Source organism: Methylomarinovum caldicuralii, from assembly GCF_033126985.1.
In the GTDB taxonomy this organism is placed as follows: Bacteria; Pseudomonadota; Gammaproteobacteria; order Methylococcales; family Methylothermaceae; genus Methylohalobius; species Methylohalobius caldicuralii.
The window spans coordinates 2,561,130-2,588,038 of sequence record NZ_AP024714.1 but is presented as its reverse complement, the minus strand read 5'-3'; the positions used below and the strand labels follow the sequence as shown (position 1 = coordinate 2,588,038).

General features: G+C 64.1%; 33 protein-coding genes. 12 read left to right on the top strand and 21 right to left on the bottom strand.

The window, feature by feature from the left end:
* Positions 1-159: 159 nt before the first annotated feature.
* Genes iscB through MCIT9_RS13075 form a run of 3 tightly spaced genes read left to right on the top strand, consistent with a single transcriptional unit; the run spans position 160 to position 3,732 of the window.
* A complete protein-coding gene (gene iscB / locus MCIT9_RS13085) occupies positions 160-1,515 on the top strand; it encodes an RNA-guided endonuclease IscB (protein ID WP_317705316.1) in 1,356 nt (451 codons plus the stop codon).
* A 28-nt stretch (positions 1,516-1,543) separates the two neighbouring features.
* On the top strand, positions 1,544-2,929 hold the full coding sequence (locus tag MCIT9_RS13080; RefSeq protein ID WP_317705315.1) for a class II fumarate hydratase: 1,386 nt from the start codon (positions 1,544-1,546) through the stop codon (positions 2,927-2,929).
* A complete protein-coding gene (locus MCIT9_RS13075) occupies positions 2,926-3,732 on the top strand; it encodes an MOSC domain-containing protein (protein WP_317705314.1) in 807 nt (268 codons plus the stop codon). The genes MCIT9_RS13080 and MCIT9_RS13075 overlap by 4 nt, the downstream gene beginning before the upstream one ends.
* Here the strand turns inward: MCIT9_RS13075 and flgL are convergent, their stop codons facing one another.
* The 13 genes from flgL to MCIT9_RS13010 form a co-directional block, all read right to left on the bottom strand.
* Complete coding sequence (flgL, locus tag MCIT9_RS13070; RefSeq protein ID WP_317705313.1) at positions 3,733-4,968, bottom strand: flagellar hook-associated protein FlgL; 1,236 nt, start codon at positions 4,966-4,968, stop codon at positions 3,733-3,735.
* A gap of 6 nt (positions 4,969-4,974) precedes the next feature.
* Positions 4,975-6,603: a flagellar hook-associated protein FlgK gene (gene flgK, locus MCIT9_RS13065; RefSeq protein ID WP_317705312.1), complete on the bottom strand. Its 1,629-nt coding sequence runs from the start codon at positions 6,601-6,603 to the stop codon at positions 4,975-4,977.
* Between the two features lie 6 nt (positions 6,604-6,609).
* On the bottom strand, positions 6,610-7,503 hold the full coding sequence (gene flgJ, locus MCIT9_RS13060) for a flagellar assembly peptidoglycan hydrolase FlgJ (protein ID WP_317705311.1): 894 nt from the start codon (positions 7,501-7,503) through the stop codon (positions 6,610-6,612).
* Between the two features lie 3 nt (positions 7,504-7,506).
* Positions 7,507-8,598 (bottom strand): flagellar basal body P-ring protein FlgI, encoded by a 1,092-nt coding sequence (locus MCIT9_RS13055; protein ID WP_317705310.1) that lies wholly within the window; start codon positions 8,596-8,598, stop codon positions 7,507-7,509.
* 9 nt (positions 8,599-8,607) lie between these two features.
* Complete coding sequence (locus tag MCIT9_RS13050) at positions 8,608-9,282, bottom strand: flagellar basal body L-ring protein FlgH (RefSeq protein ID WP_317705309.1); 675 nt, start codon at positions 9,280-9,282, stop codon at positions 8,608-8,610.
* Between the two features lie 4 nt (positions 9,283-9,286).
* Entirely contained in the window at positions 9,287-10,075 is a 789-nt protein-coding gene (gene flgG / locus MCIT9_RS13045) for a flagellar basal-body rod protein FlgG (RefSeq protein ID WP_317705308.1), read from the bottom strand.
* Between the two features lie 27 nt (positions 10,076-10,102).
* The gene (gene flgF, locus MCIT9_RS13040) at positions 10,103-10,843 is read right to left on the bottom strand and encodes a flagellar basal-body rod protein FlgF (RefSeq protein WP_317705307.1); all 741 of its coding nucleotides are present in this window, start codon (positions 10,841-10,843) and stop codon (positions 10,103-10,105) included.
* Positions 10,844-10,855: 12 nt separating this feature from the next.
* Entirely contained in the window at positions 10,856-12,109 is a 1,254-nt protein-coding gene (gene flgE / locus MCIT9_RS13035) for a flagellar hook protein FlgE (RefSeq protein ID WP_317705306.1), read from the bottom strand.
* Positions 12,110-12,120: 11 nt separating this feature from the next.
* Entirely contained in the window at positions 12,121-12,783 is a 663-nt protein-coding gene (locus tag MCIT9_RS13030; RefSeq protein ID WP_317705305.1) for a flagellar hook assembly protein FlgD, read from the bottom strand.
* Positions 12,784-12,786: 3 nt separating this feature from the next.
* The gene (gene flgC / locus MCIT9_RS13025) at positions 12,787-13,206 is read right to left on the bottom strand and encodes a flagellar basal body rod protein FlgC (protein WP_317705304.1); all 420 of its coding nucleotides are present in this window, start codon (positions 13,204-13,206) and stop codon (positions 12,787-12,789) included.
* Positions 13,207-13,209: 3 nt separating this feature from the next.
* Entirely contained in the window at positions 13,210-13,602 is a 393-nt protein-coding gene (flgB, locus tag MCIT9_RS13020) for a flagellar basal body rod protein FlgB (RefSeq protein WP_317705303.1), read from the bottom strand.
* A 143-nt stretch (positions 13,603-13,745) separates the two neighbouring features.
* The gene (locus tag MCIT9_RS13015) at positions 13,746-14,612 is read right to left on the bottom strand and encodes a CheR family methyltransferase (RefSeq protein ID WP_317705302.1); all 867 of its coding nucleotides are present in this window, start codon (positions 14,610-14,612) and stop codon (positions 13,746-13,748) included.
* Positions 14,612-15,547, bottom strand: coding sequence for a chemotaxis protein CheV (locus tag MCIT9_RS13010; RefSeq protein ID WP_317705301.1), 936 nt, complete (start codon positions 15,545-15,547; stop codon positions 14,612-14,614). The genes MCIT9_RS13015 and MCIT9_RS13010 overlap by 1 nt, the downstream gene beginning before the upstream one ends.
* 130 nt (positions 15,548-15,677) lie before the next feature.
* Here MCIT9_RS13010 and flgA point away from each other — a divergent pair, with 130 nt between their 5' ends.
* The 4 genes from flgA to MCIT9_RS12990 all read left to right on the top strand — a co-directional run bounded on the left by flgA (position 15,678) and on the right by MCIT9_RS12990 (position 18,005).
* Positions 15,678-16,373, top strand: coding sequence for a flagellar basal body P-ring formation chaperone FlgA (gene flgA / locus MCIT9_RS13005; RefSeq protein ID WP_317705300.1), 696 nt, complete (start codon positions 15,678-15,680; stop codon positions 16,371-16,373).
* 65 nt (positions 16,374-16,438) lie between these two features.
* On the top strand, positions 16,439-16,732 hold the full coding sequence (flgM, locus tag MCIT9_RS13000; RefSeq protein ID WP_317705299.1) for a flagellar biosynthesis anti-sigma factor FlgM: 294 nt from the start codon (positions 16,439-16,441) through the stop codon (positions 16,730-16,732).
* Between the two features lie 77 nt (positions 16,733-16,809).
* Entirely contained in the window at positions 16,810-17,214 is a 405-nt protein-coding gene (gene flgN, locus MCIT9_RS12995) for a flagellar export chaperone FlgN (RefSeq protein ID WP_317705298.1), read from the top strand.
* Complete coding sequence (locus MCIT9_RS12990) at positions 17,151-18,005, top strand: flagellar brake protein (protein WP_317705297.1); 855 nt, start codon at positions 17,151-17,153, stop codon at positions 18,003-18,005. Before flgN ends, MCIT9_RS12990 begins: the two co-directional genes overlap by 64 nt.
* Here the strand turns inward: MCIT9_RS12990 and pqqE are convergent.
* The 7 genes from pqqE to MCIT9_RS12955 all read right to left on the bottom strand — a co-directional run bounded on the left by pqqE (position 18,002) and on the right by MCIT9_RS12955 (position 22,257).
* Positions 18,002-19,126, bottom strand: coding sequence for a pyrroloquinoline quinone biosynthesis protein PqqE (gene pqqE / locus MCIT9_RS12985; RefSeq protein WP_317705296.1), 1,125 nt, complete (start codon positions 19,124-19,126; stop codon positions 18,002-18,004). The two genes, MCIT9_RS12990 and pqqE, sit on opposite strands and share 4 nt — an antisense overlap.
* Entirely contained in the window at positions 19,095-19,370 is a 276-nt protein-coding gene (gene pqqD / locus MCIT9_RS12980) for a pyrroloquinoline quinone biosynthesis peptide chaperone PqqD (RefSeq protein WP_317705295.1), read from the bottom strand. The genes pqqE and pqqD overlap by 32 nt, the downstream gene beginning before the upstream one ends.
* Positions 19,367-20,095, bottom strand: coding sequence for a pyrroloquinoline-quinone synthase PqqC (gene pqqC / locus MCIT9_RS12975; protein WP_317705294.1), 729 nt, complete (start codon positions 20,093-20,095; stop codon positions 19,367-19,369). The genes pqqD and pqqC overlap by 4 nt, the downstream gene beginning before the upstream one ends.
* On the bottom strand, positions 20,092-21,006 hold the full coding sequence (gene pqqB / locus MCIT9_RS12970; protein ID WP_317705293.1) for a pyrroloquinoline quinone biosynthesis protein PqqB: 915 nt from the start codon (positions 21,004-21,006) through the stop codon (positions 20,092-20,094). The genes pqqC and pqqB overlap by 4 nt, the downstream gene beginning before the upstream one ends.
* A gap of 70 nt (positions 21,007-21,076) precedes the next feature.
* Positions 21,077-21,151 carry a pyrroloquinoline quinone precursor peptide PqqA gene (gene pqqA / locus MCIT9_RS12965; protein ID WP_205434686.1) on the bottom strand — a complete coding sequence of 25 codons (75 nt, stop codon included), beginning with the start codon at positions 21,149-21,151 and terminating at the stop codon, positions 21,077-21,079.
* Between the two features lie 135 nt (positions 21,152-21,286).
* Entirely contained in the window at positions 21,287-21,511 is a 225-nt protein-coding gene (locus MCIT9_RS12960; RefSeq protein ID WP_317705292.1) for a hypothetical protein, read from the bottom strand.
* Positions 21,508-22,257, bottom strand: coding sequence for a HesA/MoeB/ThiF family protein (locus tag MCIT9_RS12955; RefSeq protein ID WP_317705291.1), 750 nt, complete (start codon positions 22,255-22,257; stop codon positions 21,508-21,510). The genes MCIT9_RS12960 and MCIT9_RS12955 overlap by 4 nt, the downstream gene beginning before the upstream one ends.
* Positions 22,258-22,393: 136 nt before the next feature.
* Here MCIT9_RS12955 and groES point away from each other — a divergent pair, with 136 nt between their 5' ends.
* From groES to MCIT9_RS12940, 3 genes are all read left to right on the top strand, one after another.
* Entirely contained in the window at positions 22,394-22,684 is a 291-nt protein-coding gene (groES, locus tag MCIT9_RS12950) for a co-chaperone GroES (RefSeq protein ID WP_286292619.1), read from the top strand.
* A gap of 54 nt (positions 22,685-22,738) precedes the next feature.
* Positions 22,739-24,376, top strand: coding sequence for a chaperonin GroEL (gene groL / locus MCIT9_RS12945; RefSeq protein ID WP_317705290.1), 1,638 nt, complete (start codon positions 22,739-22,741; stop codon positions 24,374-24,376).
* 83 nt (positions 24,377-24,459) lie between these two features.
* A complete protein-coding gene (locus MCIT9_RS12940; RefSeq protein WP_317705289.1) occupies positions 24,460-24,741 on the top strand; it encodes an acylphosphatase in 282 nt (93 codons plus the stop codon).
* On the opposite strand, the gene purM is transcribed toward MCIT9_RS12940, so the two are convergent.
* Complete coding sequence (gene purM / locus MCIT9_RS12935) at positions 24,717-25,766, bottom strand: phosphoribosylformylglycinamidine cyclo-ligase (RefSeq protein WP_317705288.1); 1,050 nt, start codon at positions 25,764-25,766, stop codon at positions 24,717-24,719. The two genes, MCIT9_RS12940 and purM, sit on opposite strands and share 25 nt — an antisense overlap.
* A gap of 80 nt (positions 25,767-25,846) precedes the next feature.
* Between purM and MCIT9_RS12930 the strand changes: the two genes are divergently transcribed.
* Together MCIT9_RS12930 and bufA2 are read left to right on the top strand one after the other, a co-directional pair.
* Complete coding sequence (locus MCIT9_RS12930) at positions 25,847-26,401, top strand: CDP-alcohol phosphatidyltransferase family protein (RefSeq protein WP_317705287.1); 555 nt, start codon at positions 25,847-25,849, stop codon at positions 26,399-26,401.
* Positions 26,402-26,458: 57 nt separating this feature from the next.
* The gene (gene bufA2 / locus MCIT9_RS12925) at positions 26,459-26,884 is read left to right on the top strand and encodes a BufA2 family periplasmic bufferin-type metallophore (RefSeq protein WP_317705286.1); all 426 of its coding nucleotides are present in this window, start codon (positions 26,459-26,461) and stop codon (positions 26,882-26,884) included.
* Positions 26,885-26,909 lie beyond the last annotated feature (25 nt).

Here is a 26,909-nt window from a genome sequence, read left to right as displayed (position 1 = left end):
GCTTCCTCAGTCCCAGGCTCTGGAAGTCCCGGTTGCAGACAAGGGCCGGGTACCCGCGAAACGGACCGGGACAGCGGGCTGGCCTGCAACCTTCCCGAGGGGAGACACCCTGAAAGGGGTGCGTTACCAGGCCCGTAAGGGCGTTTTGGAGAGAGAATCATGGCTGTCTTTGTACTCGACAGACACAAAAAGCCGCTGATGCCCTGCTCGGAGAAGCGGGCGCGACTGCTTTTGGAACGGGGCCGGGCGGTGGTGCATCGGCGGGCGCCGTTCGTCATCCGCCTCAAGGACAGGACGGTGGCGGAATCCCGATTGCAACCGCTGCGCCTGACCCTCGATCCCGGCAGCCGGGGGACGGGGATGGCCCTGGTGCGGGAGACCGAGCGCTTAGATTCGGAAACCGGCCAAATCCGCCGGGAACGGCAGGTGCTGGCGCTGCTGGAGCTGTTCCACCGCGGCCATCTGATCCGCAAGCAACTGGCGCAACGGGCGTCCTTCCGCCGAATCCGGCGCTACCGCAAGACCCGCTACCGGGCGCCCCGCTTCGCCAACCGGCGGCGACCTGAAGGCTGGCTGCCGCCCAGTCTGAAGCACCGGGTGGATGCCACGCTGGCGTGGGTAGAGCGGCTCTGCCGCTTTGCACCTGTCACCGATCTTTCGCTGGAACTGGTGCGTTTCGACACCCAAAAGCTCCAGAACCCGGAAATCTCCGGGAGCGAATACCAGCAGGGCGAACTGTTCGGCTATGAGGTGCGGGAATACCTGCTGGAGAAGTGGGGCCGGCAATGCGCCTACTGCGGCGCTGAGAACGTGCCGCTGGAAATCGACCACATCCATCCCAGGTCCCGCGGCGGCAGCGACCGGGTGAGAAACCTCACCTTGGCCTGCAGGAATTGCAACCAGGCCAAGGACAACCGGGAGGTCAAGGAATTCCTGTCCGGCCAACCGGATCGACTGGCGAAGATGCTGGCGCAGGCCAAAGCGCCGCTCCAGGACGCCGCCGCGGTCAACGCCACCCGCTGGGCGTTGTTCGAGGCCCTGAAAGCAACCGGCCTTCCGGTCGAAGCCGCTACCGGCGGCAAGACCAAGTGGAACCGGACCCGGTTTGCCATCCCCAAGACCCACGCCCTGGATGCCGCCTGTGTCGGCCAGGCGGATACGGTACGAAACTGGCGCATTCCCACCCTCGGTATCCGCTGCACCGGCCGGGGCAGCTATCAGCGCACGCGGTTGACCAAATACGGCTTCCCAAGAGGCTATCTGATCCGCCGGAAACGCCACTTCGGCTTTCAGATCGGCGACTGGGTGCGGGCTGAGGTGCCCTCGGGCAAGAAGGCCGGCGTCCATGTGGGCCGGGTGGCCGTCCGGGCTTCGGGCAGCTTTAACATCCAGACGCCCCAGGGCGTCGTGCAAGGGATCCATGCCCGCCACTGCCGCCTGTTGCAACGGGCGGACGGGTATGGGTATTTCATGCAACCTACACCAAAGGAGGCCGCGCTTTCCTCCCCCGCCTGAAGGCGGGGGAAACCTGCGCGGGAAACAGATGAGCGAATACCGCATCGAAAAGGACAGTATGGGCGAGGTCCGGGTCCCGGGCGACGCCCTCTACGGCGCCCAGACCCAGCGGGCGGTGGAGAACTTCCCCATCAGCGGCCTGAGGATGCCGCCGCCCTTCATCCGCGCGGTGGTGCTGATCAAGCGCACCGCCGCCGAGGTCAACCGCGACTTGGGGATGCTCGACGAGGCCATCGCCGATGCCATCGTCGCCGCCGCTGACGCGGTGCTGGCGGGCAAACACGACGACCAGTTCCCGGTGGACGTGTTCCAGACCGGTTCCGGCACCAGCACCAACATGAACGTCAACGAAGTGCTGGCCTCCCTCGCCAGCCGGATCTGCAGCAAGCCGGTCAGCCCCAACGACCACGTCAACTTCGGTCAGAGCAGCAACGACGTCATCCCCACCGCCATCCACGTCAGCGCCGCCCTGGAAATCCACGAAAAGCTGCTGCCCGCGCTGACCCATCTGGGTGCAGTCATCGGCGCGCGCACGGCGGAACTGGACGATATCGTCAAGACCGGCCGCACCCATCTGATGGACGCGATGCCGGTGCGCATGGGGCAGGAGGCCTCCGGCTGGGAGGCCCAGATCGCCGACGATATGGCGCGATTGCGCGACGGCTGCCGCCGCCTTTACCGGCTGGCCCAGGGGGGGACGGCGGTGGGGACCGGCATCAACACCCATCCGGAATTCGCCACCCGCTTCGCCGCCCGCCTGGCGGTGGTGACCGGCCTGCCGTTCGAGCCCGCCCGCAATTTCTTCGCCGCCCTCAGCGCCCAGGACACCGCAGTGGAGGCTTCCGGCCAGCTCAAGGTGATCGCCTGCAGCCTGATGAAGATCGTGGGCGACCTGCGCTGGATGAACTCCGGGCCCCTGGCGGGGCTGGCGGAGATCGAGCTGCCGGCGCTGCAGCCGGGCAGCTCCATCATGCCCGGCAAGGTCAATCCGGTGATTCCCGAGGCGGTGTGCCAGGTTTGCGCCCAGGTGATCGGCAACGATGCCACCATCGCCATCGCCGGCCAGTCGGGCAATTTCCAGCTCAACGTCATGCTGCCGGTGATCGCCCATAACCTGCTGCAGAGCATCGGGATTCTCGCCAACGCCTGCCGGGTGCTGGCGGACAAGGCGATCCAGGGCTATGCGGTCAAACGGGAAAACATCGAGCGCCCGCTGGCGCGCAATCCCATCCTGGTGACCGCCCTCAACCCCATCGTCGGTTATCTGAAGGCGGCCGAGATCGCCAAGCGGGCCTACCGGGAAGGACGTGCCGTCATCGACGTGGCCGAGGAGATGACCGGCCTGCCGCGGGAGGAGTTGGAGAGGATCCTCGATCCCCGGCGCCTGACCGAAGGGGGCTTCGTCAAGCCGTGAGCGCGCCGGTCCTGACCGAACTGCATCTCTACCCGGTCAAGTCCCTGGGCGGCATCGCCGTGGACCGCTGGGAACTGGATGCCTTCGGCCTGCGCTTCGATCGGCGCTGGATGGTGGTGGACCGGGAGGGGAAATTCCTCACCCAGCGCCAGCATCCCCAGATGGCCCGGATCCAGCCCCGTATCGACGCGCCGGGCAGGCTGACGTTACGGCATCCGCGGCAGGGAAGCTTCCAGGTGCCGCCGGCCGATCCCGAAGCGCCGCGCCTGGCGGTGACGGTCTGGGGCGATACCGTGGAGGCGGCCCCGGTGGGAGAGGACGCCGACCGCTGGCTGAGCGAGGCCATCGGCGTCGACTGCCGGCTGGTGTGGTTCCCGGACGACGTCAAGCGCCAGGTGGACACCCGCTACGCCGCCCCCGGCGAGCGCACCGCCTTCGCCGACGGTTTCCCTCTGCTCCTCATCGGCCAGTCCTCCCTCGACGATCTCAACCGTCGCCTGGAAAGCCCGGTGCCGATGCGGCGCTTCCGTCCCAATCTGGTGGTGGCCGGCGCCGCAGCCTACGCCGAGGACAGCTGGCGCCGCATCCGCATCGGTGCCGTCACGATGCGCGTGGCCAAGCCCTGCTCGCGCTGTATCATCACCACCGTCGATCCCGAAACCGGCCGCCGCGCCGGCCAGGAGCCTTTGGCGACCCTGGCCAAATACCGCTGCCGTGGCAAGCACGTCTATTTCGGCCAGAACGTCATCCACGAAACCCAAGGGGAATTGGCGGTCGGGGAGCCGGTGGGGGTGTTGGCCTGATCAGCGGATGTAATTGAACAGCGACAGGTTCTGCACCTTGGCGAAGGCCTGCTGGGCCGCCTGCAGGGCCACCTGCTGCAGGTTGAAACGCCCGATCGCCTCGGCGTAATCCAGATCGTCGACCTCCGAGAGCGTGGTTTTTATATCCACGACGAATGCTTCGTTGACGTTCTTCTGATTGTCGATGGCATTGAGACGGGCGCCGATGCTGGCACGGGTGGTGTTGATCTTCTCCAGGGCGTTGTCGAGCGCCAGCAGGGAATCGCCGATGAGGCGCTTGGCGCTGTTGCCGTCCAGACCGCCCTCGAGCGCTTTGGCGAACTGGTCGATGGCGCTGAAGGTGTTGTCGTAGCGGCGCAGCTGGGCGACCGAGTTGACGTTGCCGGGGCTGCTCCAGGTCAGCACCAGTTTGCCGGCGTCGTTACCCAGCCCCTCGGCGACGGTGAAGGGGGCAGGCAGCGCCGTGGCGGCAGCGTTGAGGGCGGTGGCCAGCTCGGTCAGGGTCGGGTCCTTGTCCATCGGGCCTGCGCTCAGTTTGACCCCGTCCACTTCCAGTTCGAAGGTGGCCCCGGGGGTGAGGGCGCCGACGGGAATCTTCTGCACTTCCGCGGTGGTCGGCGTGCCCTCGGTGATGTCCTCGGGGGATGCATCGATGCGGGCGGTTTCCACGTTTTCGAACACACTGCTGCCAGGGTCGCCGTCCGCCAGGCGGCGGGTGGGGCCGATCTGGATCAGGCGGTGGTTGGCGTCGCCCTGGTATTTGTAGTAACCGTCGGTGGCCAGGGTGGCGGCGCTGTAGGGTTGGGTGTGGCTTTTGGTGCCGGCGAACAGATATTCGCCGTTGGCGTTCTTGGTGTTGGCCAGGCCGACCAGCTGATCCAGCCCCTGGCGGACTTCTTTGGCGATGTAGCTGCGGTCCTCCGGGCGCAAGGACGCCTCGTTGTTGGCGCGAACGGCCAGCTCGCGGATCCGCTGGAGCACGTCGGTGGCGTTCGCCAGGGTGTCTTCTTCCAGGGACAGGCGGTTTTGCGCCGAGCGGATGTTGTCCTGGTACTGGGTGTGCTTGCGGATCTCCTCACCCAGGTCGAGCGACTGGACGGCGGCGCTGGGATCGTCGGCCGGGGTCAGATTGCGCTTGCCGGTGGCCAGCTGCAGTTGGGTTTTGTGGAGTTTGCTCTGCTGGTCGAGAATGGCGTTGACGCCCCGTTGCTGGATCAGGGCCGTGGACAGACGCATGGCTGATTACCTCCTGACTGCATTGATGAGGGCATCGAATGTCTGGCTGGCGATGGTGACCACCTGGGCGGCGGCCTGATAGGTCTGCTGGTACTTGACCAGATTGGCCGCCTCCTCGTCCAGATTAACCCCCGCCAGTTGCTCGTGCGCCTCCAAGGTCTGGCGCTTGACAGTTTCGTGGGCCCCCCGGCTGATTTCGGCCGCCCGCGTCAGGCTGCCGACCTCGGTGACCATTTGACCATAAGCGTCCTGGAAGGTCGCCTTGCCGCCCAGCAGCTTCTTGTCCGATTCCAGCGCGGCCAGGGAAAGGGCGATCTGGTTGTCCCCCTCGGCGCCGGCGCTGCCGGCGGCGGCGATCCGGCGCGGATCGTCCAGATTCGGCTCGATTTTGCCGGCCGCCTCGGCGGTGGGGCGGATCAGGAACCGGCTCGCGCCGGTCGGTGCGCTGGTGACGTCGATCTGGATGCCGTCAACCGTGGCCGGGAACGTGGTCAGCGTCTGCTGAAACCGGTCGCTCAGGCGGGTGAGGGTGTAGCTGCTGCCGTCGTACTCCAGCAGGTAGTCGCTGGCCTGCAGGTCGGCGCTGGGACCGGTGTAGGTGGCGGTGACGGTGCCAGTCCCGTTCTGCATTACCGCGATCGGCGGGGCGACGAAAAAGTCCTGACCGGTGTTGCCATCGAGATCGTAGCCGCTTTGGTGGAGCTGATTGAACTCGAGGGCGATGCCGGCGGCCAGGCGGCCCAGCTTGTTCTGGGTGGGAATCAGGACCTGCTCGCGGAAACGCAGCAACCCGCCGACTTCGCCGCCGGTCAGATCCTTGGTGACGGTCAGGCTGGTGGAGTCGCTGTCGAAGGTGATCTCCTGCTGGTTCGGATCCAGGTCGTTGGCCTTGAGGCCGAGGCGGTTGGCGTGGGCGCCGCCGACCAGTTCATGCCCCTTGCCGATGAAGAGGCTGACGGAACCGTCGTCCTGGGGAACCGGGGTTACGTCGATCTTTTCCGCCAGGCGGGTGACCAGGAGATCGCGCTGATCCAGCAGATCGTTGGGGAGGTGGCCTTGGCCCTTGCCGATTTCGTGCACGATCTTGTGGTTCAGTTCGGCGATCTTGGTAGCGGTGGTGTTGATTTCGTCGATCTGGGCCTGCAGCTCGTGCTGGGTTTGGGCATCGAGTTCACGCAGGCGGCTGTCGAGCAGGTGGAAGCGGTCGGTCAGGGTTCCGGCCTCGCTCAGGAGGGTTTGGCGGGCCGGTATCGAAGTCGGGTCGGTGGCGACGTCGTGGACGGCGTTGAAGAAATTCGCCATCGCCGAGGCGAGGCCCACGTCCGGATCGGCGGTAATGTTGTCGACCTGGGCGCTGAGGCGGTAGAAACGGTCGGTCTCGCTGAAACGGGTGGTGGCCTCGCGCACCCGGTTGTCCAGGAATTCGTCGTAGGCGCGCTGGACGTCGGTAATATGAACCCCGGTGCCGAAGAAGCCGGCGCCGGTGAACAACGGCGTGCGGGTGGCGGTGTCGACCCGTTGGCGGTGATAGCCCTCGGTGTTGACGTTGGCGATGTTGTGCCCCGTGGTGTCGAGCGCTTTCTGGGTGACGCGGAGCGCCGATGTGGCGATGCTGAGAAGTTCCCGGTTGCTCATGGTCGTTTACCTGGTCGTGTTGGCGGCAAGGGTCTGGCGCCGGTAGATGGCAAGAATCTTGTCCGCATAATTAGGATCGGTTGCATAGCCCGATTCTTGAAGGGCGCGCAGGTATTTTTCCGGCTCGCCGGCGTGGCGCAGGGCCTGACGGTAACGCGGCTGGCGCAGCAGGTCGGCGTAGTCGGCGAAGCTCTGCTCGTAATCGTCGTAGGCGCGGAAGGCGGCCCGTTTCTTCACCGCCACCCCGTCGAGATATTCGAGGGTGTTCACCTGGACCCTGTCGCCCTGCCAGCTGCGTCCGGCCTTGATGTTGAACAGGTTGTGGCTGCTGCGCCCGTCGGGGTAGTGGATGATGCGTTTGCCCCAGCCGGTCTCCAGCGCCGCCTGGGCCAGCAGCAGGTCCGGATCGACGCCCAGGGCGGCGGCCACCTTCCTTGCCTTGGGACGCAGCGTGGCGATGAACTGCTGCGGGGATTCGAAGCGTGACGGGGCAGGTTCCGGCGTGGGTGCTGCGGCCGGTGCTGGAGTTACCGCTTTTTTCGTGACTCCTGCCGGGACCGCCTGACGGCTGAGGCCGGGTTGGGGGGCGGCGGGCGGCCGGGTGGATTCACCGCCGCCGAGCTGGCGGACGATCATGTCGGCGATGCCGACGCTGCCCTGCCGGGACAGGTGCAGGGCCAGCTGATGATCGTGCATTTCCCGGTAGAACCGGGTGCGGTCGTTGTCGAAGATCGGATCGCCGGGGCTGGCCTGGCGCATCTGCTTGAGCATCAGTTCCAGGAACATGGCCTCGAACTGTTTGGCGGCTTCCTTGAGGGCCGCATGGCGGTCCTCTTTGGCCTGCCGGCGCAGCTCGGCCAGCTGGGTGAAATCGGTGTAGAGGGCGGTCGGATTCTGCATGGCCTAGATCACGATCAGTTCCGCTTCCAGGGCACCGGCGTTCTTGAGCGCCTCCAGGATCGCCACCAGGTCCGAGGGGGCGGCGCCGACGGCGTTGACCGCGCGCACCAGATCGTTGAGGGAAACGCCGGGATCGAACACGAACATGTGCTTGCCCTGTTCCTCGATGCTGACGTCGGACTGGGGCACCACGGTGGTGGTGCCGCCGGCGAAGGGCGCCGGCTGGCTCACCTTGGGATTTTCCCGGATGGTCACCACCAGCTTGCCGTGGGACACTGCCGCCGGCCGCACCCGCACGTGGCGGCTGACGACCACGGTGCCGGTGCGGGCGTTGACGATCACCCGCGCCGGGGCCTCGCCGGGTTCCACTTCCAGATTCTCGATCATGGAGACGAAGGTCACCTTTTGGGCCGGGTCCGCCGGCGCTCCCACCTGCACCGAGGTGGCGTCCAGGGGGCGGGCGGTGTCCGGTCCCAGGATGCGGTTGATGCTGGCGGCGATGCGCTGGGCGGTGGTGAAATCGGCCCGGTGCAGGTTGAGGGTCAGATAGCGGGCGTTGCCGAAGGGGGAGGGAACCGCCCGTTCCACGGTGGCGCCGTTGGGAATGCGCCCGGCGCTGGGGATGTTGACGGTGATGCGGGAGCCGTCCTGACCGCTGGCGGTCAGGCCGCCCACCAACAGGTTGCCCTGGGCCACGGCGTAGATCTGGCCGTCGATGCCCTTGAGGGGCGTCATCAGCAGGGTGCCGCCGCGCAGGCTCTTGGCGTCTCCGAGGGAGGAGACGGTCACGTCCAGCGTCTGCCCCGGTTTGGCGAAGGGCGGCAACTCGGCGTGGACGGCGACGGCGGCGACGTTCTTGGACTTGGGATTGACCCCGGGCGGCAGGGTGATTCCCAGGCGGGCGAGCATGTTGCGCAGGGTCTGGCCGGTGAACTTGGTTTTGTCGCCGGTGCCGTTGAGTCCCACCACCAGGCCGTAACCGATCAGCTGGTTGGCGCGGACCCCGGCGATGCTGGCCAGGTCCTTGATCCGTTCCCCCCGGGCCAGGGGGGCCAGGGCCAGTAACAGGATGCCGAGCCAGAGCCTTGCTTTCATGCCGTCACCTCAGAAGGGAAAGAACACGCTGTTGAAGAACCGGGTCAGCCAGCCGACCTGTTTGACGTCGGCCATCGCTCCCTCGGCGGTGTACATGATGGTGGCGTCGGCCACCTTGGTGGAGGGTACCGAGTTGTCGGCGTCGAGATCCACCGGCCGGACGATGCCCGCCAGGCGCACGTATTCGTGGCCGTCGTTGATCGTGATGCGTTTTTCCCCCTGCACCCGCAGATTGCCGTTGGGCAGCACTTCCACCACGGTGACCGTGATAGTGCCTTTGAGTGTGTCGTTCTGTTTGGTCTTGCCGGTTCCCTTGTAATTTTTGGTGCTTTTGGCGTCGGTTTCAAAGTTGACGCCCAGCGGTTTCGCTGTTCCGAACAGCATCGGCAGCGAGCCGCCAATCTTGTTGCCCTTCTTGATTTCCAGACCAGCCTCCTTGGTGGCGTCGGTATTTTCCACCAGGCGGATGGTGAGAATGTCGCCCACCTGATGGGCGGTCAGGTTCTCGAACAGGGCCAGGTGCTGGTTGGCGCGGAAGATGGCGCCGGTGGGCTGTGGCGGCGGCGGCCGGTAAGCGGGCGTGGCTGGCGCGAACAGGGCGTTGTGGCGCGGCAGCGACTCCGGCAGGGTGGTGCAGCCGGCGGCCAGCAGCAGCAAAGGGAGGATGGCGGGCAGACGCATCATCGCATTACAGGTTGTTGTTGAGGAAGCCCAGCATCTGGTCCACGGTGGAGATGGCCTTGGAATTCATCTCGTAGGCGCGCTGGGTTTCGATCATGTTGACCATTTCCTCCACCACGTTGACGTTGGAGGTCTCCAGGGAATGCTGCACCAGAGCGCCGCGCTCGTCCTCGCCGGGATTTCCCACCGTGGGGGCGCCGCTGGCCACCGACTCACGGAACAGGTTCTCGCCGATGGGTTCGAGCCCGGTGGGGTTTACGAAATCGGCCAGCTGGATCTGCCCCAGCTGCTGTGGGGTGGCGGTGCCGGGGACGGTGACCGAGACGATGCCGTCCTCGCTGATGGTGATGCTCTTGGCGTTGGCGGGGACGGTGATCGCCGGTTCCAGGAAATAGCCGCTGGCGGTCACCAGCTGGCCCTCGGCGTTCAGTTTGAAGGAGCCGTTGCGGGTGTAGGCGATGTCGCCGTTGGGCAGCAGCACCTGGAAGAAGCCGCGGCCGTTGATAGCCACGTCCAGGGCGTTGCCGGTCTGGATCAGGTTGCCCTGGGTGTGGAGCTTTTCCGTGGCCACCACCCGCACCCCGGTGCCCAGTTGCAGGCCGGAGGGCAGTTCGGTGTTCTGGCTCGACTGGGCCCCCACCTGGCGCACGTTCTGGTACAGCAGGTCCTCGAACAGGGCCCGCCCTTTCTTGAAGCCGGTGGTGTTGACGTTGGCGAGATTGTTGGAAATCACCGCCATCCGGGTCTGCTGGGCGTCGAGGCCGGTCTTGGCGACCCAAAGGGCTCGGTCGGTCATGGTCGTTTCTCCTTTTGAACGATTCGGTTAAACCATGCGCAGCAGTTGCGCGGCGGTGTCGGCGTCGTCCTCGGCGGTCTTCATCATCTTCACCTGCAGCTCGTAGCGCCGCGACAGTTCGATCATGTCCACCAGGGCGGCGACGCTGTTGACGTTGCTGCCTTCCAGGGCGCCGGAGACCAGGGTGATCCCGGCGTCGGCCTCGGCAGGCTGACCCGACCTGAGCCGTATCAGTCCGTCTTCGCCTTTCTCCAGTTGTTCCGGGGTGGCGCGCACTAGCTTGATACGGTCGACGACCGCCAGCACGTCGGGCTTTTCCCCCAGCGGGACGACGCTGATGGTGCCGTCGCTGCCGATGTCGACCTTTTGCGCCGGAGGGATGGCGATGGGGCCGTTGTCCCCCAGCACCGGATGGCCGTCGCCGGTCTGCAGCAGCCCTTCCGGGCTGATGCGCAGGTCGCCGCGGCGGGTGTAGGCTTCGGAGCCGTCGGCGGCCTGGACCGCGATCCAGCCGTCGCCCTTGACGGCGACGTCGAGATCGCGGCCAGTGGTCCGGATCGGGCCGGGATCGAAGTCGGTGGCCGGCCGCTCGTTGAGGGCGTAGACCCGGCTGGGATAACCGGGCCCGAACACCGGCATGCTGCGGAACTGTTCCAGATCCTGTTTGAAACCGGTGGTGTTGACGTTGGCCAGATTGTTACTCACCGACGCCTGGGCCCGCAGGGTTTCCCGGGCGCCGCTCATGACCACGAACAGGCTGCGATCCATGGGTCAGCTCCCTCAGCGGACGTTGAGCAGGGCCTCGATGACCCGGTTCTCGGTGGAGATGGTTTCGGCGTTGGCCTGGTAGCTCTGTTGGGCGATGATCAGGCGCACGAGTTCTTTGGAAAGATCGACATTGGAAGCTTCCAGGGCGCCGGACTGGATGGTGCCGACGTTGCCCGTGCCCGGGTTGTCCCCCTGGGAGCTGATAGCCGGACCGGAGGCGGAGCTTTCTCCCCAGGTGGTGTTGCCGAGTTTGGCCAGGCCGTGCTCGTTGCGGAAGCGGAAGAGCTTGATATGACCGATTTTCTCACCATTGCCGTTGGTGAAGCGGGCGAAGATTTCCCCCTTGTCATTGACTTCCAGGCCGGAAAAGTCACCGGCCGGAAAACCATCCTGACTCATGGAATTGATGGTGAAGTCGCTGTTGTATTGCGAGGTCCCCGCAAAATCGAATTCGATGTTGAGCGGGTCTGCCCCGGTGGGGGTGAATGGATCCAGATTCACCTTGGTGCTGCTGCTGCTACCATTGACTTTTATCAACGAGCCGTTGGTGTCGAATTCAAGGCTGATGGGAGTTGAGGTCAGGGTGTCGGTGGTGCCGTCGATGTACTGATAGACCGACCATTTATTCGGGGTGGTACCGTCCTTGACGAAATAAGTCGTCAGGTTGTGGGCGTTTCCCAGGGAATCGTAGGCGGTAATCGATGAGGAGTAGTTGTAGCTGGTCGTGTCCGTCGGATCGAACGGCGTGGTGACAGGGGCAGAGGCGCTGGCGTTTAGATTCAGGCTGATGGATTCCTTGGTGGTGGCGCTGGGTTTGCCTTTGCCGACATCCACTCGGAGCGCACCGGGTTGTTCGCCGTTTCCGGTCGGCGTCGTGCCATAGAGCATCATGCCTTGGTCATCGACGATGTAGCCGTCCTTGTTCAACTGGAAAGCGCCGTTACGGGTGTAGGCGGATGGTACGCCCGCAGACAGATTCTTCGGATCGACAAGTCCGAAAAATCCCTGGCCGTTGATGGCGAGGTCGAGGACGTTTTCGGTGTATTCCATGTTCCCCTGGGAGAAGGTTTGGGCGATGTCTGTCACCCGTACGCCGCTTCCGGGGGTGGTTTTCGAGGCGCCGAGAACGCCGGCGGCATAGACATCGGCAAACTCCGCCCGCGACTTTTTGAAGCCGACGGTGTTGGCGTTGGCGATGTTGTTGCCGGTGGTCTGCAGATCGGTGGATGCGGCATTGAGGCCGCTGAGTGCGGTACTGAAGCTCATAGAATCACCTCCTAGAGAATTTGTTCGATGTCCTTGAAGTCGACGCTGCCCAGGCCTTCCAAATCCACCTTGAGGCCGTAGCCGCCCTTGGCGGTGGAGACGCTTTCCACGGTGGCCGGCACCAGGGTGGTGAGGGCCTGGTTCTCGCCGCCGACCACCCCTTCGGCCTGGATGCGGTAGCGTCCGGGTTCGGCGAACTCGCCGTCGTCCTTGATCCCGTCCCAGCTGAAGGGGACCCGTCCTGCATCTTGGGGTCCCAGCTCCAGGGTGCGGACGGTGATGCCCTGGGGATTGACGATTTTGATCCGAACTCCGGTGGCCGGCGTGTCGAGCTTGAGGGCGCCGTGGATTTCGCCGCCGGGGGACAGGCGAGCCTCGTGGCCTTGCACCAGTACCTGCCTTCCCACCAGACTGGCGGCCTGCAGGGCCTGGTCGGAGCCGATGGCCTTGGCGAAGTCGGCGAAGGATTTCTGCAGGCTCTGAATGCCGGAGACGGTGCCGAACTGGGCCATCTGGGTCAGAAACTCGGTGTTCTCCATCGGTTTCAGGGGATTCTGATGGGTCATCTGGGTGGTCATGAGCTTGAGGAAATCCTCCTGGCCCAGTTCGTTGCGGGGCTTTCCGGCGCTTTTAGGCTTCATCAGCCCCAGTTCTTGAAGGCGGTCCACGTTCATGGCTTACTGCCCCATCTTCAGGGTTTGCATCATCATTTCCTTGGCGGTGTTGAGCACCTCGATGTCGTTCTGGTAGGAACGCGAGGCGGCGATCATGTTGGCCAGCTCCTCCACCGGATCGACGTTGGGTTTGAAGATGTAGCCGTCCTTGTTGGCCATGGGGTGGTTGGGGGCGTATTCCATCCGCAGCGGCTCCGGGCTTTCCACCACGCCGAGGACCTTGACCCCGGTAGCGACGGCGTGGAGGCGGTCGAAGGCGTTGCGGAACTGGGCCGCGAACACCGGCTGCCGGGACTTGTAGGTTTGTTCGATGCTGCTGGAGACGCTATCGACGTTGGCCAGATTGCTGGCGGTCAGGTTGAGCCGCAGCATCTGGGCGTTCATGCCGGAACCGGCGACGTCGAAGATCTTGAAGCTGGACATGGCTTACTCTCCCCGAATCGCTGTCATGAGACCGGAAAATTTGCCGTTGACGAAGCGCAGGCTGGCCTGATAGCGCAGGGCGTTCTCGGCGAACTTGGCCTGCTCGATGTGCTCCTCGACGGTGTTGCCGTCCAGGGCGGCCTGCTGGGGGACACGGTAAAGCAGACGGAAACGCGCATCCTCATCATCCAGCGACAGATGATCCGGACTGGTTTTCCGGATTGGCAGTTTGGGCGTTTCCGGCCCGCGCAGCAGTTTGTCCACGTTGAAATCCCGGGCCTTGTAGCGGGGGGTGTCGGCGTTGGCCAGATTGGAGGCCAGCACTTCCATGCGCCGGGCCCGGAGCTGGAGCGCTTGCGGATGAAGCCCTAGGGCGTTGGCAAAGCTGATCTTCATGGGACTACCCGATACCTGCAATTGATCTCGCAGCTAATCCAGCATCTTCCGTGCCAGGATTTTATTCAAGAGAAATCAATTGGTTGGGGTTTTCGTTCTGGGCGTGGCGGCAAAATTTTGCCGTCGTGACGGATTTCTGCCAGTCAAGCCGGACGTTGGTAAATCCAGGTTCCCCGCAGGGAAAGCGGTTGCAGCGCTGCGACCGGCTCCGCCAAGGTTTCGGTGCTGCTGAGAAAAAGATAGCCGCCGGGCTCGAGGGCGGCGGCCAGACGCTGGAGGATGTCGCGCTTGGTTTCCGGCGTGAAGTAGATCAGGACGTTGCGGCAGAAGATGAGATCGAAGCGCCCGAGGGCGGTGCAGGGTTTGAGGAGATTGAAGGGCTGGAAGCGGACCAGCGCGCGGACTTCGGGTTTGAGCCGCCAGCCGTTGGCGTGAGGTTGAAAATAACGCTGCCGGATCGCCTCCGGCAGGCCGCGGCTGAGGGACAGGTCGGAATAGACCGTCCCGGCGGCGGTTTTCAGTACCTGTTGCGACAGATCGGTGCCGACGATACGCAGGTTGGCCCGTGGCAGCCGGCCTTCGCGCACGGCTTCCAGGGCGGTGATGGCGATGGAGTAGGGTTCCTGGCCGGTGGAGCAGGCGGCGGACCAGATCCTAAGGGGGCGGAAACGCTGCCGGCTCAGGTCGGCCAGCAGTCGTTCCTTTAACAACTCGAAATGCCCCCGGTCACGAAACCAGAAGGTTTCGTTGGTGGTCATGACGTCGATGATGCGGCTGCGGACTTTCTCCGGCAGTTGCCCGCGGACCAGCGCCTCGATCAGGGCGTCCAGGCTGCCCAGGCCGGTTTCCGGCAGGATCTGACTCAGGCGGCTCTGGACCAGGTAACGTTTGCCGTCCCCCAGGGTGATGCCGCTGTGCTCGTGCAGAAAGCGCTGGAAGTCGCAAAACGCGGTCTGCGATAACGTGTCTCCATTGGGGGACGTCAGGTCCAGGACACGGGCGCCTGCCATCAGGCCGCCTTTCTGGCGTCGTATTCGCGCAGGCGCTCCTGGACCGCGGTGGCCAGCTCGTCCGGGGCAAACTTGGCCAGGAAGCGGTCGGCGCCCACCTTCTTCACCATCGCCTCATTGAACACGCCGCTGAGGGACGTATGGAGCAGGACGTAGAGATCCTTCATCTGCGGGTGTTCGCGCATTTTGGTGGTCAAGGTATAGCCATCCATCTTGGGCATCTCCACGTCGGAGATGACCATGCTGAGGAAGTTGTTGAGGTCCTTGCCTTCCTCGATCCAGGCGCTCAGCTTTTCGTAGGCATCCTGACCGTCGCGGGCCAGGGTGGCTTCGACCCCGAGCTGGTCCAGCACCCGTTTGATCTGATTGCGGGCGACCATGGAATCATCCACCACCAGGATGTGATGTTCGCTGTCCAGGATTTCGCTGTCGATGACGCCTTCGGAAACCTCCTCGTCACCGCCTATGATCTCCTTCATGATCTTTTCCACGTCGATGACCTCGATCAGTTCGCCCTCGAACTCGGTCACCGCAGTCAGATAGCTGTCCTTGCCGGTTCCCCGGGGCGGCGGTTTGATCTGGTCCCAGCCCATGTTGATGATGCGGTCCACTTCCCGGACCAGGAATCCCTGTACCGAGCGGTTGTACTCGCTGACGATGACATAGCCGCTGCCGTCCCGCGGCAATGCCGGTCCGCCGATGCCTTTGGAAATGTCGAGAATGGGGACGGTCTGGCCGCGCAAATGGGCCATGCCGCACATGACCGGGTGGGCTTCCGGTACCTGGGTCAGGGGCGGGCAGGAGATCACCTCCTTGACCTTGAACACGTTGATACCGAAACGCTGCGGTCCCTGAAGGCGGAACAGCAACAGCTCCAGGCGGTTGTGCCCGGCCAGCTGGGTGCGTTGATCGACTCCGGCAAGAATACCCGACATGGTGCCCTCCTTATGGGAGTTTGTGCAGAGTTTTTTCCTGTATCGGCCGGCTTGCGGCGGACTTGAAAACCAATTCTGGCCCGAATATCGCATCGGATTTTGCGTGTTTATGTCATCAGGGGGTCTTCCGATGCGAAGGGTCTTGCTGGGATTGCTGTTGTCGCTGCCTTTGACGACTCTTTCGGCGGCAGTCGAGAGGCAATCGCTTGCCGCGGTACGGCAGGCGGTCGCTGCGCAATTGGCGTCGATCTTCCGGCGGCAATGGCAGGATTTTGACGTTCAGGTCCCGCCCCTCGATCCCCGGTTGCAGCTTCCCGCCTGTTCCGCGCCACTGCGGATCGAGCCCTTGCGGGGGGAAGTCAAGCCCGGTTCCCTGTCCGTACGGGTGCACTGTCCGGGAGACAGGCAATGGTCGATCTATGCCAAGGCGGTCGTGCGGGTGTACCAGCCGGTGATCACCCTGCGTCAGGGGTTGCCCAAGGGCACGCGGTTGACCGCGGCGATGGTGGCGCTGCAGCGGCAGGAACTGGGGAGGCTGCGCCAGGGCTATTTCACCGATCCATCCCGCGTGATCGGTTTGCGGCTGCGCCGTTCCCTGCCGGCCGGTGCCGTGCTGCAGCCGGGGATGCTGGTCGCCGACACTCTGGTGCATCGGGGGCAGGCGGTGACCATCCAGGCAAGCCTGGGAACCCTCGAAGTGAGCATGGAGGGTCATGCGTTGATGGACGGCGCCCGGGGAGAGCGGATACGGGTGCGCAACGACCGCTCGCGACAGGTTGTCGAAGGGGTGGTCCAGGGGCCGGGCGAAGTCCGGGTCCAGCTTTGAGCTAAACTTTCAGCAAACCCTGCCGTTACAAGCTTCGGGATGACATCTTCAACGAGGGCGTGAGCATGATGATCAATTTGCGTGCCGTGACGGGAAAGCCCGAACCGGCCAATACCGGTCCACGGGCGCTGCGCAGGCTCGAAACACAAACGGGCGCCCGTCAAAGCGACGGCGATTCCCTGGCGCTGACCGATGCCGCCGCCAGGCTCAAGGAGGCCGAGCAGGCCCTGAGCCGGGCTGAGGTCATCGACATGGCGCGGGTCACCCGGGTGGCCAACGCGCTGCAGGACGGCAGTTACCAGATCGACGCGGAACAGATTGCGGAAAAACTGTTGGAATTGGACAGCCAGTTGCCCTGACCGGAATTCAGCAGATGGACGAAAGACAGCGAGGGTTTTTGGTTTGGTTGGGCCGGCTCGAAGCGGACATCCGGCAGATGCAGTCATTGCTGGAGCAGGAAGGCGAGGCGCTGAGAAACCGGCAACTGGCCGAGCTGTCCCTGCTGGCCAGGGAAAAACAGGAAACCGTGGCGCGTATCGACGAGCGTCTCGGTCAGTTACCTGCCGTTCCGGGGCCAAAGGAGGCGGCGATCGAGCAATTGTTCGAGACCCTGGACCTTCGCGAGGTCGGGGAGGTTCAGCGTGTCTGGGTCCGGGTGAAAGAGACGACGGCGCGCTGCCGTGAACTCAACGAGGTCAACGGCGCCATGATCGCGCTGCTCAACGAACAGACCCGCCGGTCCCTGGGGATCTTGCTCGGGCAGCGGTTCCAGCAGCTGTGTTACCGGGCGGACGGGCAATCCCATACCGAGGCGGAAGCCCGGCTGCTGGGGGAAAGTTAGGAGGCGGTGTGCTGGCTCTGATTCGAAACCGGAAGCGCGGTGCATCGTCCACCGCTTCCGTCAGGGCACGGCCGGAAAATCCCCATTTCGTCCATGACGGGGAGAAGATCCGGCGGATGCTTAAATCGCTGCAGCAGAACGAGACGGTCATTTCCCTGTATTTTCCGGATCGCCCGGACAAGGAATACGCTTCTTCGGTTTTCGAGGTAGGGCGGGGGACGCTGCTTCTGGACCAGGTCAGCGATTCCGAAGGTCACGAGGCGCTTCTGGCCCGGCGCAAATTCCGCGCCATGAGCAAATACAAGGGCGTGACCGTCACTTTCGACTGCCACCTGGCGGGATTGCAGGAGGACGGCGACGGGGTCCGTTATCAGGTCGCTTTCCCCGAGCGCGTTTTCTATCCCCAATTGCGGGAAACCTTTCGTCTCAAGATCCATGACTTGCAGATTCCCATCCATATCCGGGGTCACAGCCCTGATGGCGCGGGGGAGACGGTGGCCGGACAGGTCGATGACATCGGATACAATGGTGTCGGTTTCATCCTCGAATCCAACCTGTTTATCCGCAAACTCGACGTGCTGCGTTATTGCGTGATACGGCTGGGTGAGGACCGAAATTTGACCTTCGACCTGCGGGTATGCAACGTGCGGGCGATCGTCAAGGGGCGGCGTTATCGTATCGGCGGCAAGTTCGTCAATTTGTCGGGCAGGAACGCCGCCCTCATCCGGCGGGAGGTCACCCGTTTCCAGCGCCTGCTTCGCCAGCAGGAACGGGAGGGAGGATCGGATTAACCGCCACGCAACTGCCTGGAAGCGCGGAGGTTGCGGAAGATCAGCGGCGCCTCCGGCGGGCTGTCGGCCTCGGCGATGGCCTGATCGATCAGGCGGCGGTTGGGGGACTTGGCGCACACCGGGTCGGTGGCGTTCATGTCGCCGGTGAGGAGATAGGCCTGGCAGCGGCAGCCGCCGTAGTCCTTGTGCTTCTCGTCGCAGGAGCGGCACGGCTCGGGCATCCAGTCGAAGCCGCGGAAGCGGTTGAAGATTTCCGACTCCTCCCAGATTTCGCGCACGCTCATCTGCCGCACGTTGGGGAATTCGTCGATGGGCAGCTCCCGCGCCGAATGGCAGGGCAGGGCGGCGCCGTCGGGGGCGATGGTGAGGAAGGTGGTGCCCCAGCCGTTCATGCACGCTTTGGGGCGGTCCTCGTAGAAGTCGGGGATGACGTAGTAGATCTTCATCTTCCCCTTCAGCTTTTCCTTGTAGCTTTGGGCGATGGCCTCGGCGCGCTCGAACTGGGCCCGGGTGGGCATCAGCTGGACGCGGTTGAGGTGGGCCCAGCCGTAATACTGGGTGTTGGCCAGCTCCAGATAGTCGGCCCCCAGCTCGATGGCCATCTCCAGGATGCCCTCCATCTGCTCGATGTTGTGGCGGTGGATCACCACGCACAGGACCATGGGATAGCCCTGTTCCTTGACCCAGCGGGCCACCTGCTTCTTGTGCTCAAAGCTCTCGGTGCCGGCGAGGAAGTCGCTCAGGTCCTTTTCCGGGGCCTGGATGCTGACCTGGATGTGGTCGAGGCCGGCCTCCTTCAGGGCGGCGATGCGCGCTTCGGTCAGGCCGTAGCCGGAGGTGATGAGGTTGGAGTAATAACCGAGGCGGCGGGCGTGGGCCACCAGTTCCTCCAGATCCCGGCGGGTCAGGGGTTCGCCGCCGGAAAAACCCAGCTGCACCGCGCCCATCTCCCGGGCCTGGGTCAAGACCCGCTTCCAGTCCTCGGTGGAAAGTTCTTCCTCGTGGCGGGCGAAATCCACCGGGTTGGAGCAGTAGGGGCACTGCAGCGGGCAGCGGTAAGTGAGCTCCGCCAGCAGCCAGCGCGGCGGGCTAAGCGGCGGTTTCGATCCAGCCGTTTTCAAGGGCGATCTCCAGAAATTCGCGGATGTCGTCGGTAAGACCTTGCGTCTGGTACTTGCGTTCCAGTTCTTCGACGATGGTCCTGAGGGTGTGCCTGCCGTCGCACAGCTTGAGGATCTCCGCCGAGGTGGCGTTCAGCTCCACCAGCCCCTCCGGATAGAGGATCACGTGGCGCTGCTGGGCCTCCTCCCACTGCAGCCGGTGCAGGGGAGAAAAGCGCAGCGGGGTGTCGGGATCGAGACTCATTCCTGGATGTTGAAGTAGGGCGGTTTGTTGTCGATGTAGGCCAGCCACATGGCGTCGAGCATGGTCCAGAGGACGTCGAGCTTGAACTGGAGGATCTCCAGCGCCCGCTCCTGGAGCTGGCGGCTTTGGCCGAAATAGTCGAGGGTGAAGGCGAGGCCGTGCTCCACGTCACGGCGCGCCTGGCTGACCCGCTTCTGGAAGTAGGCCAGTCCCTCCGGCTTGATCCACGGATACAGCTCCGGCCAGCCGGCCAGGCGCTGCTTGTGGATGGTGGGGGCGAACAGCTCGGTCAGGGACGAGCACACCGCCTCCTGCCACGGGGCGGTGCGGCAGAAGTTGTAGTAGGCATCGACGGCGAAGCGTACCCCGGGAAGGACGTGCCTCAGGGAGGTGATCCCCTCGCGCTGAAGGCCGCAGGCCAGCCCCAGCTGGATCCAGGCCTCGATGCCGCCGGGATCGTCGCCATGACCGTCGTGGTCGAGGATGCGCTGCACCCACATCCGCCGGGTCTCCCGGTCCGGGCAGTTGGCCATGATCGCCGCGTCCTTGCGCGGGATAGTCACCTGATAGTAGAAGCGGTTGAGCACCCAGCCGCGGATCTGGTCCTCGTTGAGCTTGCCCTCGGCCATGAGGACGTGATAGGGATGCTTGATGTGGTAGTACTTGCCCTTGTCGCGCAGTTTGGCCTCGAATTCCTCCCGCGACCACGGCTGTTGGTTCGTCATACGCGGATCTCCATGGTGTCGTAAGCCACCTCGATGCCGGCCTCGGTCAGTTGCCGGCGCTCGGGCGAATCTTCGTCCAGAATCGGATTGGTGTTGTTGATGTGGATCAAAATCCTGCGCGTCTCCCGCGGCAGGCGGTTCAGCACTTCGATCATGCCGCCGGGGCCGGACTGGGGCAGGTGGCCGATTTCGCGGGCCTTCTTGGCACTGCCCACCTTTTTCATCTCGTCGTCGGTCCAGAAGGTGCCGTCCACCAGGACGCAGTCGGCTGCCTGCATGGCCTCGAACACGTGGGGCTCGATTTCCCCCAGGCCGGGGGCGTAGTAGAGCTTTCTGCCGCTGGAGATCTGCTCCACGATCACGCCCACGTTGTCGCCGGGATGGGGATCGTTGCGGTGGGGCGAGTAAGGGGGCGCCTTGCTCACCAGGGCGTGGCTGTAAAAGCGCAGGTCGTCGAAGCCGGGAATCTGGAAAGCGCTGCCGTCGATGGGCAGTGGATGGCGGTGGACACCGCAGTAATGGCCCAGCATGGTCAGGACCGGGAAGCCGGAGGTCAGGTCACGGTGGACCGGATCGGCGCAGTAGATCTCCAGCGGGGAGGTGCTCTCGCGCAGGATCAAGAGTCCGGTGGTGTGGTCGATCTGGGCGTCGATGAGGACGATGGCTCTGATGCCGGTGTCGCGCACCCCGCGTTTGGGCTGGAGCGGCGGGTTGGCCTCCAGCTGGAAGCGGATGTCCGGGGAGGCGTTGAACAGAACCCAGTTGTCCCCGTCCTCGCTGACGGCGATGGACGACTGGGTGCGGGGGCGGGCGTTGATTTCACCCCGGCGCAGACGGCGGCAGTTGTCGCAGTTGCAGTTCCACTGGGGGAAACCGCCGCCGGCGCCGGAGCCGAGCACACGGATGAGCATGATGGCGTCCTATGGGAATAAAAAAGGGGCTTCGCGAGGAAACCCCTTTGCTGAAAATCGAACCGCGAGATTAACGGTTGTAGATGTACATGGTGACTTCAAAACCGAAGCGCAGATCGTTGTAGCTGGGCTTTTCCCACTTCATGTCGCGTACCTCCTTTGAAGGATCTTGTGATTTTCCCGAGATTTGAAGTATACGGCCCCCTTTGGGGGAGCGCAACCATCCGTGACCAGGAATTTTTCATCTGTCGCTTCCACGGGAGAAGGCCGGGAAGGCAGGTCATTCGGCCTTGCCCTGCTGGCGCCACCAGACGATGCCCCATACCGTCAGCACGACCAGCGTCACGGTGGCGATGACGACGGCGTTGCCGACAAACCACTGATAGACCGCATCGGCGGCGCCGAAGATCTTCTCCAGGGTTTCCTCGTCCAGATGCCAGTGGCCGGCGTGGGCGAATGCGGCGGTCGGCAGCATCAGGAGCCATGCGGTGATGATCGTTCTCATGAGGACGCTCCACAGGTTGGACAGGAAGGGTTGCGGGGCAGGTTAACGCAGTGCCAGCTCATCTGCAATCCGTCCAGAATCAGCAGACGGCCGGTGAGGGGGCGGCCGATGCCGGCGAGAACCTTGATCGCCTCCAGCGCCTGGACGCTGCCGACGATGCCGGTGACGGGGGCGATGACCCCGTTCCGGCTGCAGCGTTCCTCCAGTTCGCCCTGGTCGGGATAGAGGCAGTGATAGCAGGGGCTGTCCGGCTGGCGCGGATCGAACACCGCCACCTGGCCCTCGAAACGGATCGCCGCCCCCGACACCAAAGGCCTGCCAGCCTGGACGCAGGCGCGGTTGACGGCGAAGCGGGTGGCGAAGTTGTCGCTGCAGTCGAGCACCAGATCGGCCCCGGCCACCTGTGCGGCCAGGGCTTCCCCCTCGAGACGGCGGCACAGCGCCTCGACCTTGACGTTGGGGTTGAGGGCGCTCAGGGTGGCGGCGGTCGATTCGGCCTTGGGCCGGCCGATGTCTTCGGTGTGATGGGCGATCTGGCGCTGGAGGTTGGACAGTTCCACGGTGTCGTCGTCGGCGATGGTGAGATGCCCGACGCCGGCGGCCGCCAGATACATGGCCGCAGGACACCCCAGCCCACCGGCGCCGACGATCAGCACCCGGGCTTGAATTAATTTTTCCTGTCCCCATATGTCGAGCTGAGGCAACAGGATCTGACGGCTGTAGCGAAGCAGGAGTTCGTCGTTCATAAGGCTCCGGAAGGGAAAATGCGGGAAAGCACTTGACAGCCGTCCTGGGACGACTATTATTAGCACTCAAACAAAGTGAGTGCTAACAAGTTCCACGGCAATCCGAGTTCAACAACGTAGATAAGGAGTGAAGCCCATGAAACTGCGTCCTTTGCACGACCGAGTCATCGTCAAGCGTCTGGAAGAGGAAAAGACCTCGCCGGGCGGTATTGTAATTCCCGACACTGCCAAGGAAAAACCGATCAAGGGCGAGGTGCTCGCCGTCGGTAACGGCAAGATCCTCGAAAACGGCGATGTGCGTCCCCTCGACGTCAAGGTTGGTGACAAGGTGCTGTTCGGCAAGTACGCCGGCACCGAGGTCATCATCGACGACGAAGAACTGCTGGTGATGCGCGAAGACGACATCATGGCGATCCTGGAAGGCTGATTTCCAGCTTCTGACAAACAAATTTCCATTTCTTTCAAATTCTGAGGAACAGCAATGGCAGCAAAACAGATCAAATTCAGTGATGACGCCCGTCACAAGATGGCCGAAGGCGTCAACATCTTGGCGCAGGCGGTGAAGGTGACCCTGGGTCCCAAGGGCCGCAACGTGGTGCTGGAAAAGAGCTTCGGCGCCCCGACCGTCACCAAGGATGGCGTCTCCGTAGCCAAGGAGCTCGAGCTGAAGGACAAGTTCGAGAACATGGGGGCGCAGATGGTCAAGGAAGTTGCCTCCCAGACCTCCGACGTGGCCGGTGACGGTACCACCACCGCCACGGTGCTGGCCCAGGCCATCCTCAACGAAGGCCTGAAGGGCGTGGCCGCCGGCATGAACCCGATGGACCTGAAGCGCGGCATCGACAAGGCTGTGCACGCCGCTGTCGAGGAGCTGCAGAAGCTTTCCGTCCCCTGCACCGACACCAAGGCCATCTCCCAAGTGGGCGCCATCTCCGCCAACAACGACGAGGCGATCGGCAAGCTGATCGCCGAGGCGATGGAAAAGGTCGGCAAGGAAGGGGTGATCACCGTCGAGGAAGGCTCCGGCCTGGAGAACGAGCTCGACGTGGTGGAAGGGATGCAGTTCGACCGCGGCTATCTGTCGCCGTACTTCATCACCAACCAGGAAACCATGAGCGTGGAGCTGGAGAATCCTTTCATCCTGATCCATGACAAGAAGATCTCCAGCATCCGCGACCTGCTGCCGGTGCTTGAAGCGGTGGCCAAGGCCGGCCGTCCGCTGCTGATCATCGCCGAGGACGTGGAAGGCGAGGCCCTGGCGACCCTGGTGGTCAACAACATGCGCGGCATCCTCAAGGCCTGTGCGGTCAAGGCGCCGGGATTCGGCGACCGCCGCAAGGCCATGCTGGAAGACATCGCCATCCTCACCGGCGGCACCGTGATTTCCGAGGAACTGGGCATGAGCTTGGACAAGGCCACCCTGGATCAGATGGGTACCGCCAAGAAGGTCGTGGTCACCAAGGAAGACACCACCATCATCGACGGCGCCGGCAGCAAGGAGCAGATCGAAGCCCGGATCAAGCAGATCCGCGCCCAGATCGACGAGGCCACTTCCGACTACGACCGTGAGAAGCTGCAGGAACGCCTGGCCAAGCTGGCCGGCGGGGTGGCGGTGATCAAGGTCGGGGCGGCCACCGAAGTGGAGATGAAGGAAAAGAAGGCACGCGTGGAAGACGCCCTGCACGCCACCCGCGCTGCGGTGGAAGAAGGCATCGTGCCCGGCGGTGGCGTGGCCCTGGTGCGGATCCAGCAGAAGATCAAGGATCTCAAGGGCGCCAATCACGATCAGGAGGTGGGCATCCAGATCGCCCTCAAGGCGATGGAAGCCCCGCTGCGTCAGATTGTCGAGAACGCCGGCGAGGAAGGCTCGGTGGTCTACAACAAGGTCGCCGAAGGCAGCGGCAACTTCGGTTACAACGCCGCCACCGGCGAATACGGCGACATGATCGAGATGGGCATTCTCGATCCGGCCAAGGTGACCCGGACCGCGCTGCAGAACGCCGCTTCCGTGTCCGGACTGATGATCACCACCGAAGCCATGGTGGCCGAAGAGCCCAAGGAAGAATCCGCGGGTGCCGGCGCCGGCGGTGGCATGCCCGACATGGGCGGCATGATGTAACCGCCCTGCGGCGATCCATGCCAGGCATCGAGGCCCTGTCCGGTTTCCGGGCGGGGCTTCGGTCTTTTTGGAGGAAAGGAAACATGGCACAGAAACGTTGGCACATCTGGGTGTCCGGCCGGGTTCAGGGGGTGTTTTACCGCGCCCACACGGTGGAGGAGGCGCGGCGGCTGGGCCTGACCGGCTGGGTCAGGAACCTGCCCGACGGCCGGGTGGAAATCGTCGCCGAAGGCGAAGAGAAAGCGTTACAGGCGCTTTTGGACTGGTGCCGGGAAGGCCCGCCGCTGGCCCAGGTGACCGAGGTGGTCTGGCGGGACGAAGGGCCGGCGACGGGGGAATTTCACGGTTTCGGCGTGCTGCGATAGCGGACCTGCTTCGCCGCTGCCGCCTTGATGTGGCCGATGACCCAGGCGTTTTCGCCCGATTCCCGGAGCGTCTCCAGGGCGGCGGTCTGGGTTTCAGGCGGGACGCAGGCGATCATGCCCACCCCGCAATTGAATGTCCGCAGCATTTCCGCCGTGTCGATATGGCCCTGCCGTTGCAGCCAGCGGAAGACCGGTGGCCATTCCCAGCTCGACAGGTCGATCTCCGCCGCCAGGCCTTCCGGCAGCACCCGCGGCAGGTTTTCGGTGATGCCGCCGCCGGTGATGTGGGCGAGGGCGTGGACCGGCTGGGCCTCGAGCAGCCGGAGCAGCGGTTTGACATAGATCCGGGTCGGCTCCAGCAGCCAGTCCGCCAGCGGCCGTCCCTCCAAAGGCTGGGACAGATCGGCGTCGCTGACCTCGAGAACCCTGCGGATCAGCGAGTAGCCGTTGGAATGGGGGCCGGAGGAGGCGAGGGCGATGAGGACGTCGCCCGCCTGCACCCGGCTGCCGTCGATGATCCGGTCCTTCTCGACAATGCCGACGCTGAAGCCGGCCACGTCGTACTCGCCACCACCGTAGAAACCGGGCATCTCCGCCGTCTCGCCGCCGATCAGGGCGCAGCCGGCGAGCTCGCAGCCCCGGGCGATGCCGCTGATGACCCGGGCGGCCACATCCACATCCAGCTGGCCGGTGGCGTAGTAGTCGAGGAAAAACAGCGGTTCGGCCCCCTGCACCACGATGTCGTTGACGCACATGGCCACCAGGTCGATGCCGATGGTGTCGTGGCGGTCCAGCTCCAGGGCCAGCTTGAGCTTGGTGCCGACGCCGTCGGTGCCGGCCACCAGCACGGGACGGCGGTAGCGCGCCAGGGGCAGCTCGAACAGGGCGCCGAAGCCACCGAGGCCGGCGAGGACCTCGGGGCGGAAGGTTCTTTTGACCAGCGGCTTGATGCGTTCCACCAGGGTGTTGCCGGCCTCGATGTCGACGCCGGCGGATTTGTAGTCGAGGGGCGCTTGATCTGCCAAGGGGATGCCTCCACTTTGTTCGATTGAAAGATGCAATGCTGCTATTGTACGGGACGAGCAGGGGTGAGAGGGAACCGACGATGACCTGGTTGACGCCGCGCAATCTTCCCAATTTCATCACCATCTGCCGGATCCTGCTGGTGGGGCCGACGGTATGGGCCATTCTGCGGCAGCGCTTCGATCTGGCCCTGGCGCTGTTTTTCATCGCCGGGGTTTCCGACGGTATCGACGGGTTCCTGGCCAAGCACTTCGGCTGGACCTCGCGGCTGGGCTCGCTGCTGGACCCGCTCGCCGACAAGCTGCTGATGGTGTCGAGCTATGCCGCCTGCGCCTGGACCGGCTTGCTGCCGCTCTGGCTGGTGGTGCTGGTTATCGGCCGCGATATTCTCATTCTGGTGGGGGCGACGGCCTATTATTTCCTCCTGCACCCCTTCGAAGGGCAGCCCTCCTGGATCAGCAAACTGAACACCCTGCTGCAAATCCTGCTGCTGCTGGCGGTATTGTGGCATCATGGCCTGAGGCCACTGCCGGTTTCGCTGACGCACGTATTGATTTACGCGGTGGCGGCGACGACAATAGTCAGCGGCCTGCATTATCTCTGGTCCTGGGGAAGGCATTTGCTGCGGCAGCTGTAAGGATTTCCCCCGCAGGCCGACTCATGGGTCGATCTAATTCGTCAAGGAGTTTTTGTGATGAGCAAGTACCAATTTTCCCGGGGCGCGGTCCTGGCGACGGCGGCCGCGGCCATCTTCAGCGCCGGCTGCACCTCGCAGAATCAGGCGGAGCAGGAAGGCAAGGCGGCTGCCGGCCAGCCGCAGGCGGCCCAGCCCGGTCAGGCGCCGATGCAGCAGCAGGGCCAAGAGGCCATGCAGGGCATGGAAGGCAAGGCCAAGGGCATGATGGAGGGCATGAAACAGCAGATGCAGGGCGCCGTGGATCAGGCGACCGAAGTCAAGGTGGCCTGTTTCGGCATCAACGACTGCAAGGGCCAGTCCGAGTGCGCCACCCCCAACAACGCCTGCAAGGGCATGAATGCGTGTAAAGGCAAGGGATTCCTGTACGTCAGCATGAAGGAATGCGAGGCCAAGGGCGGCAAGGTCATCACCCCCAGCATGTGAACCGGCGGCCCGCCGTCAGGCGGGC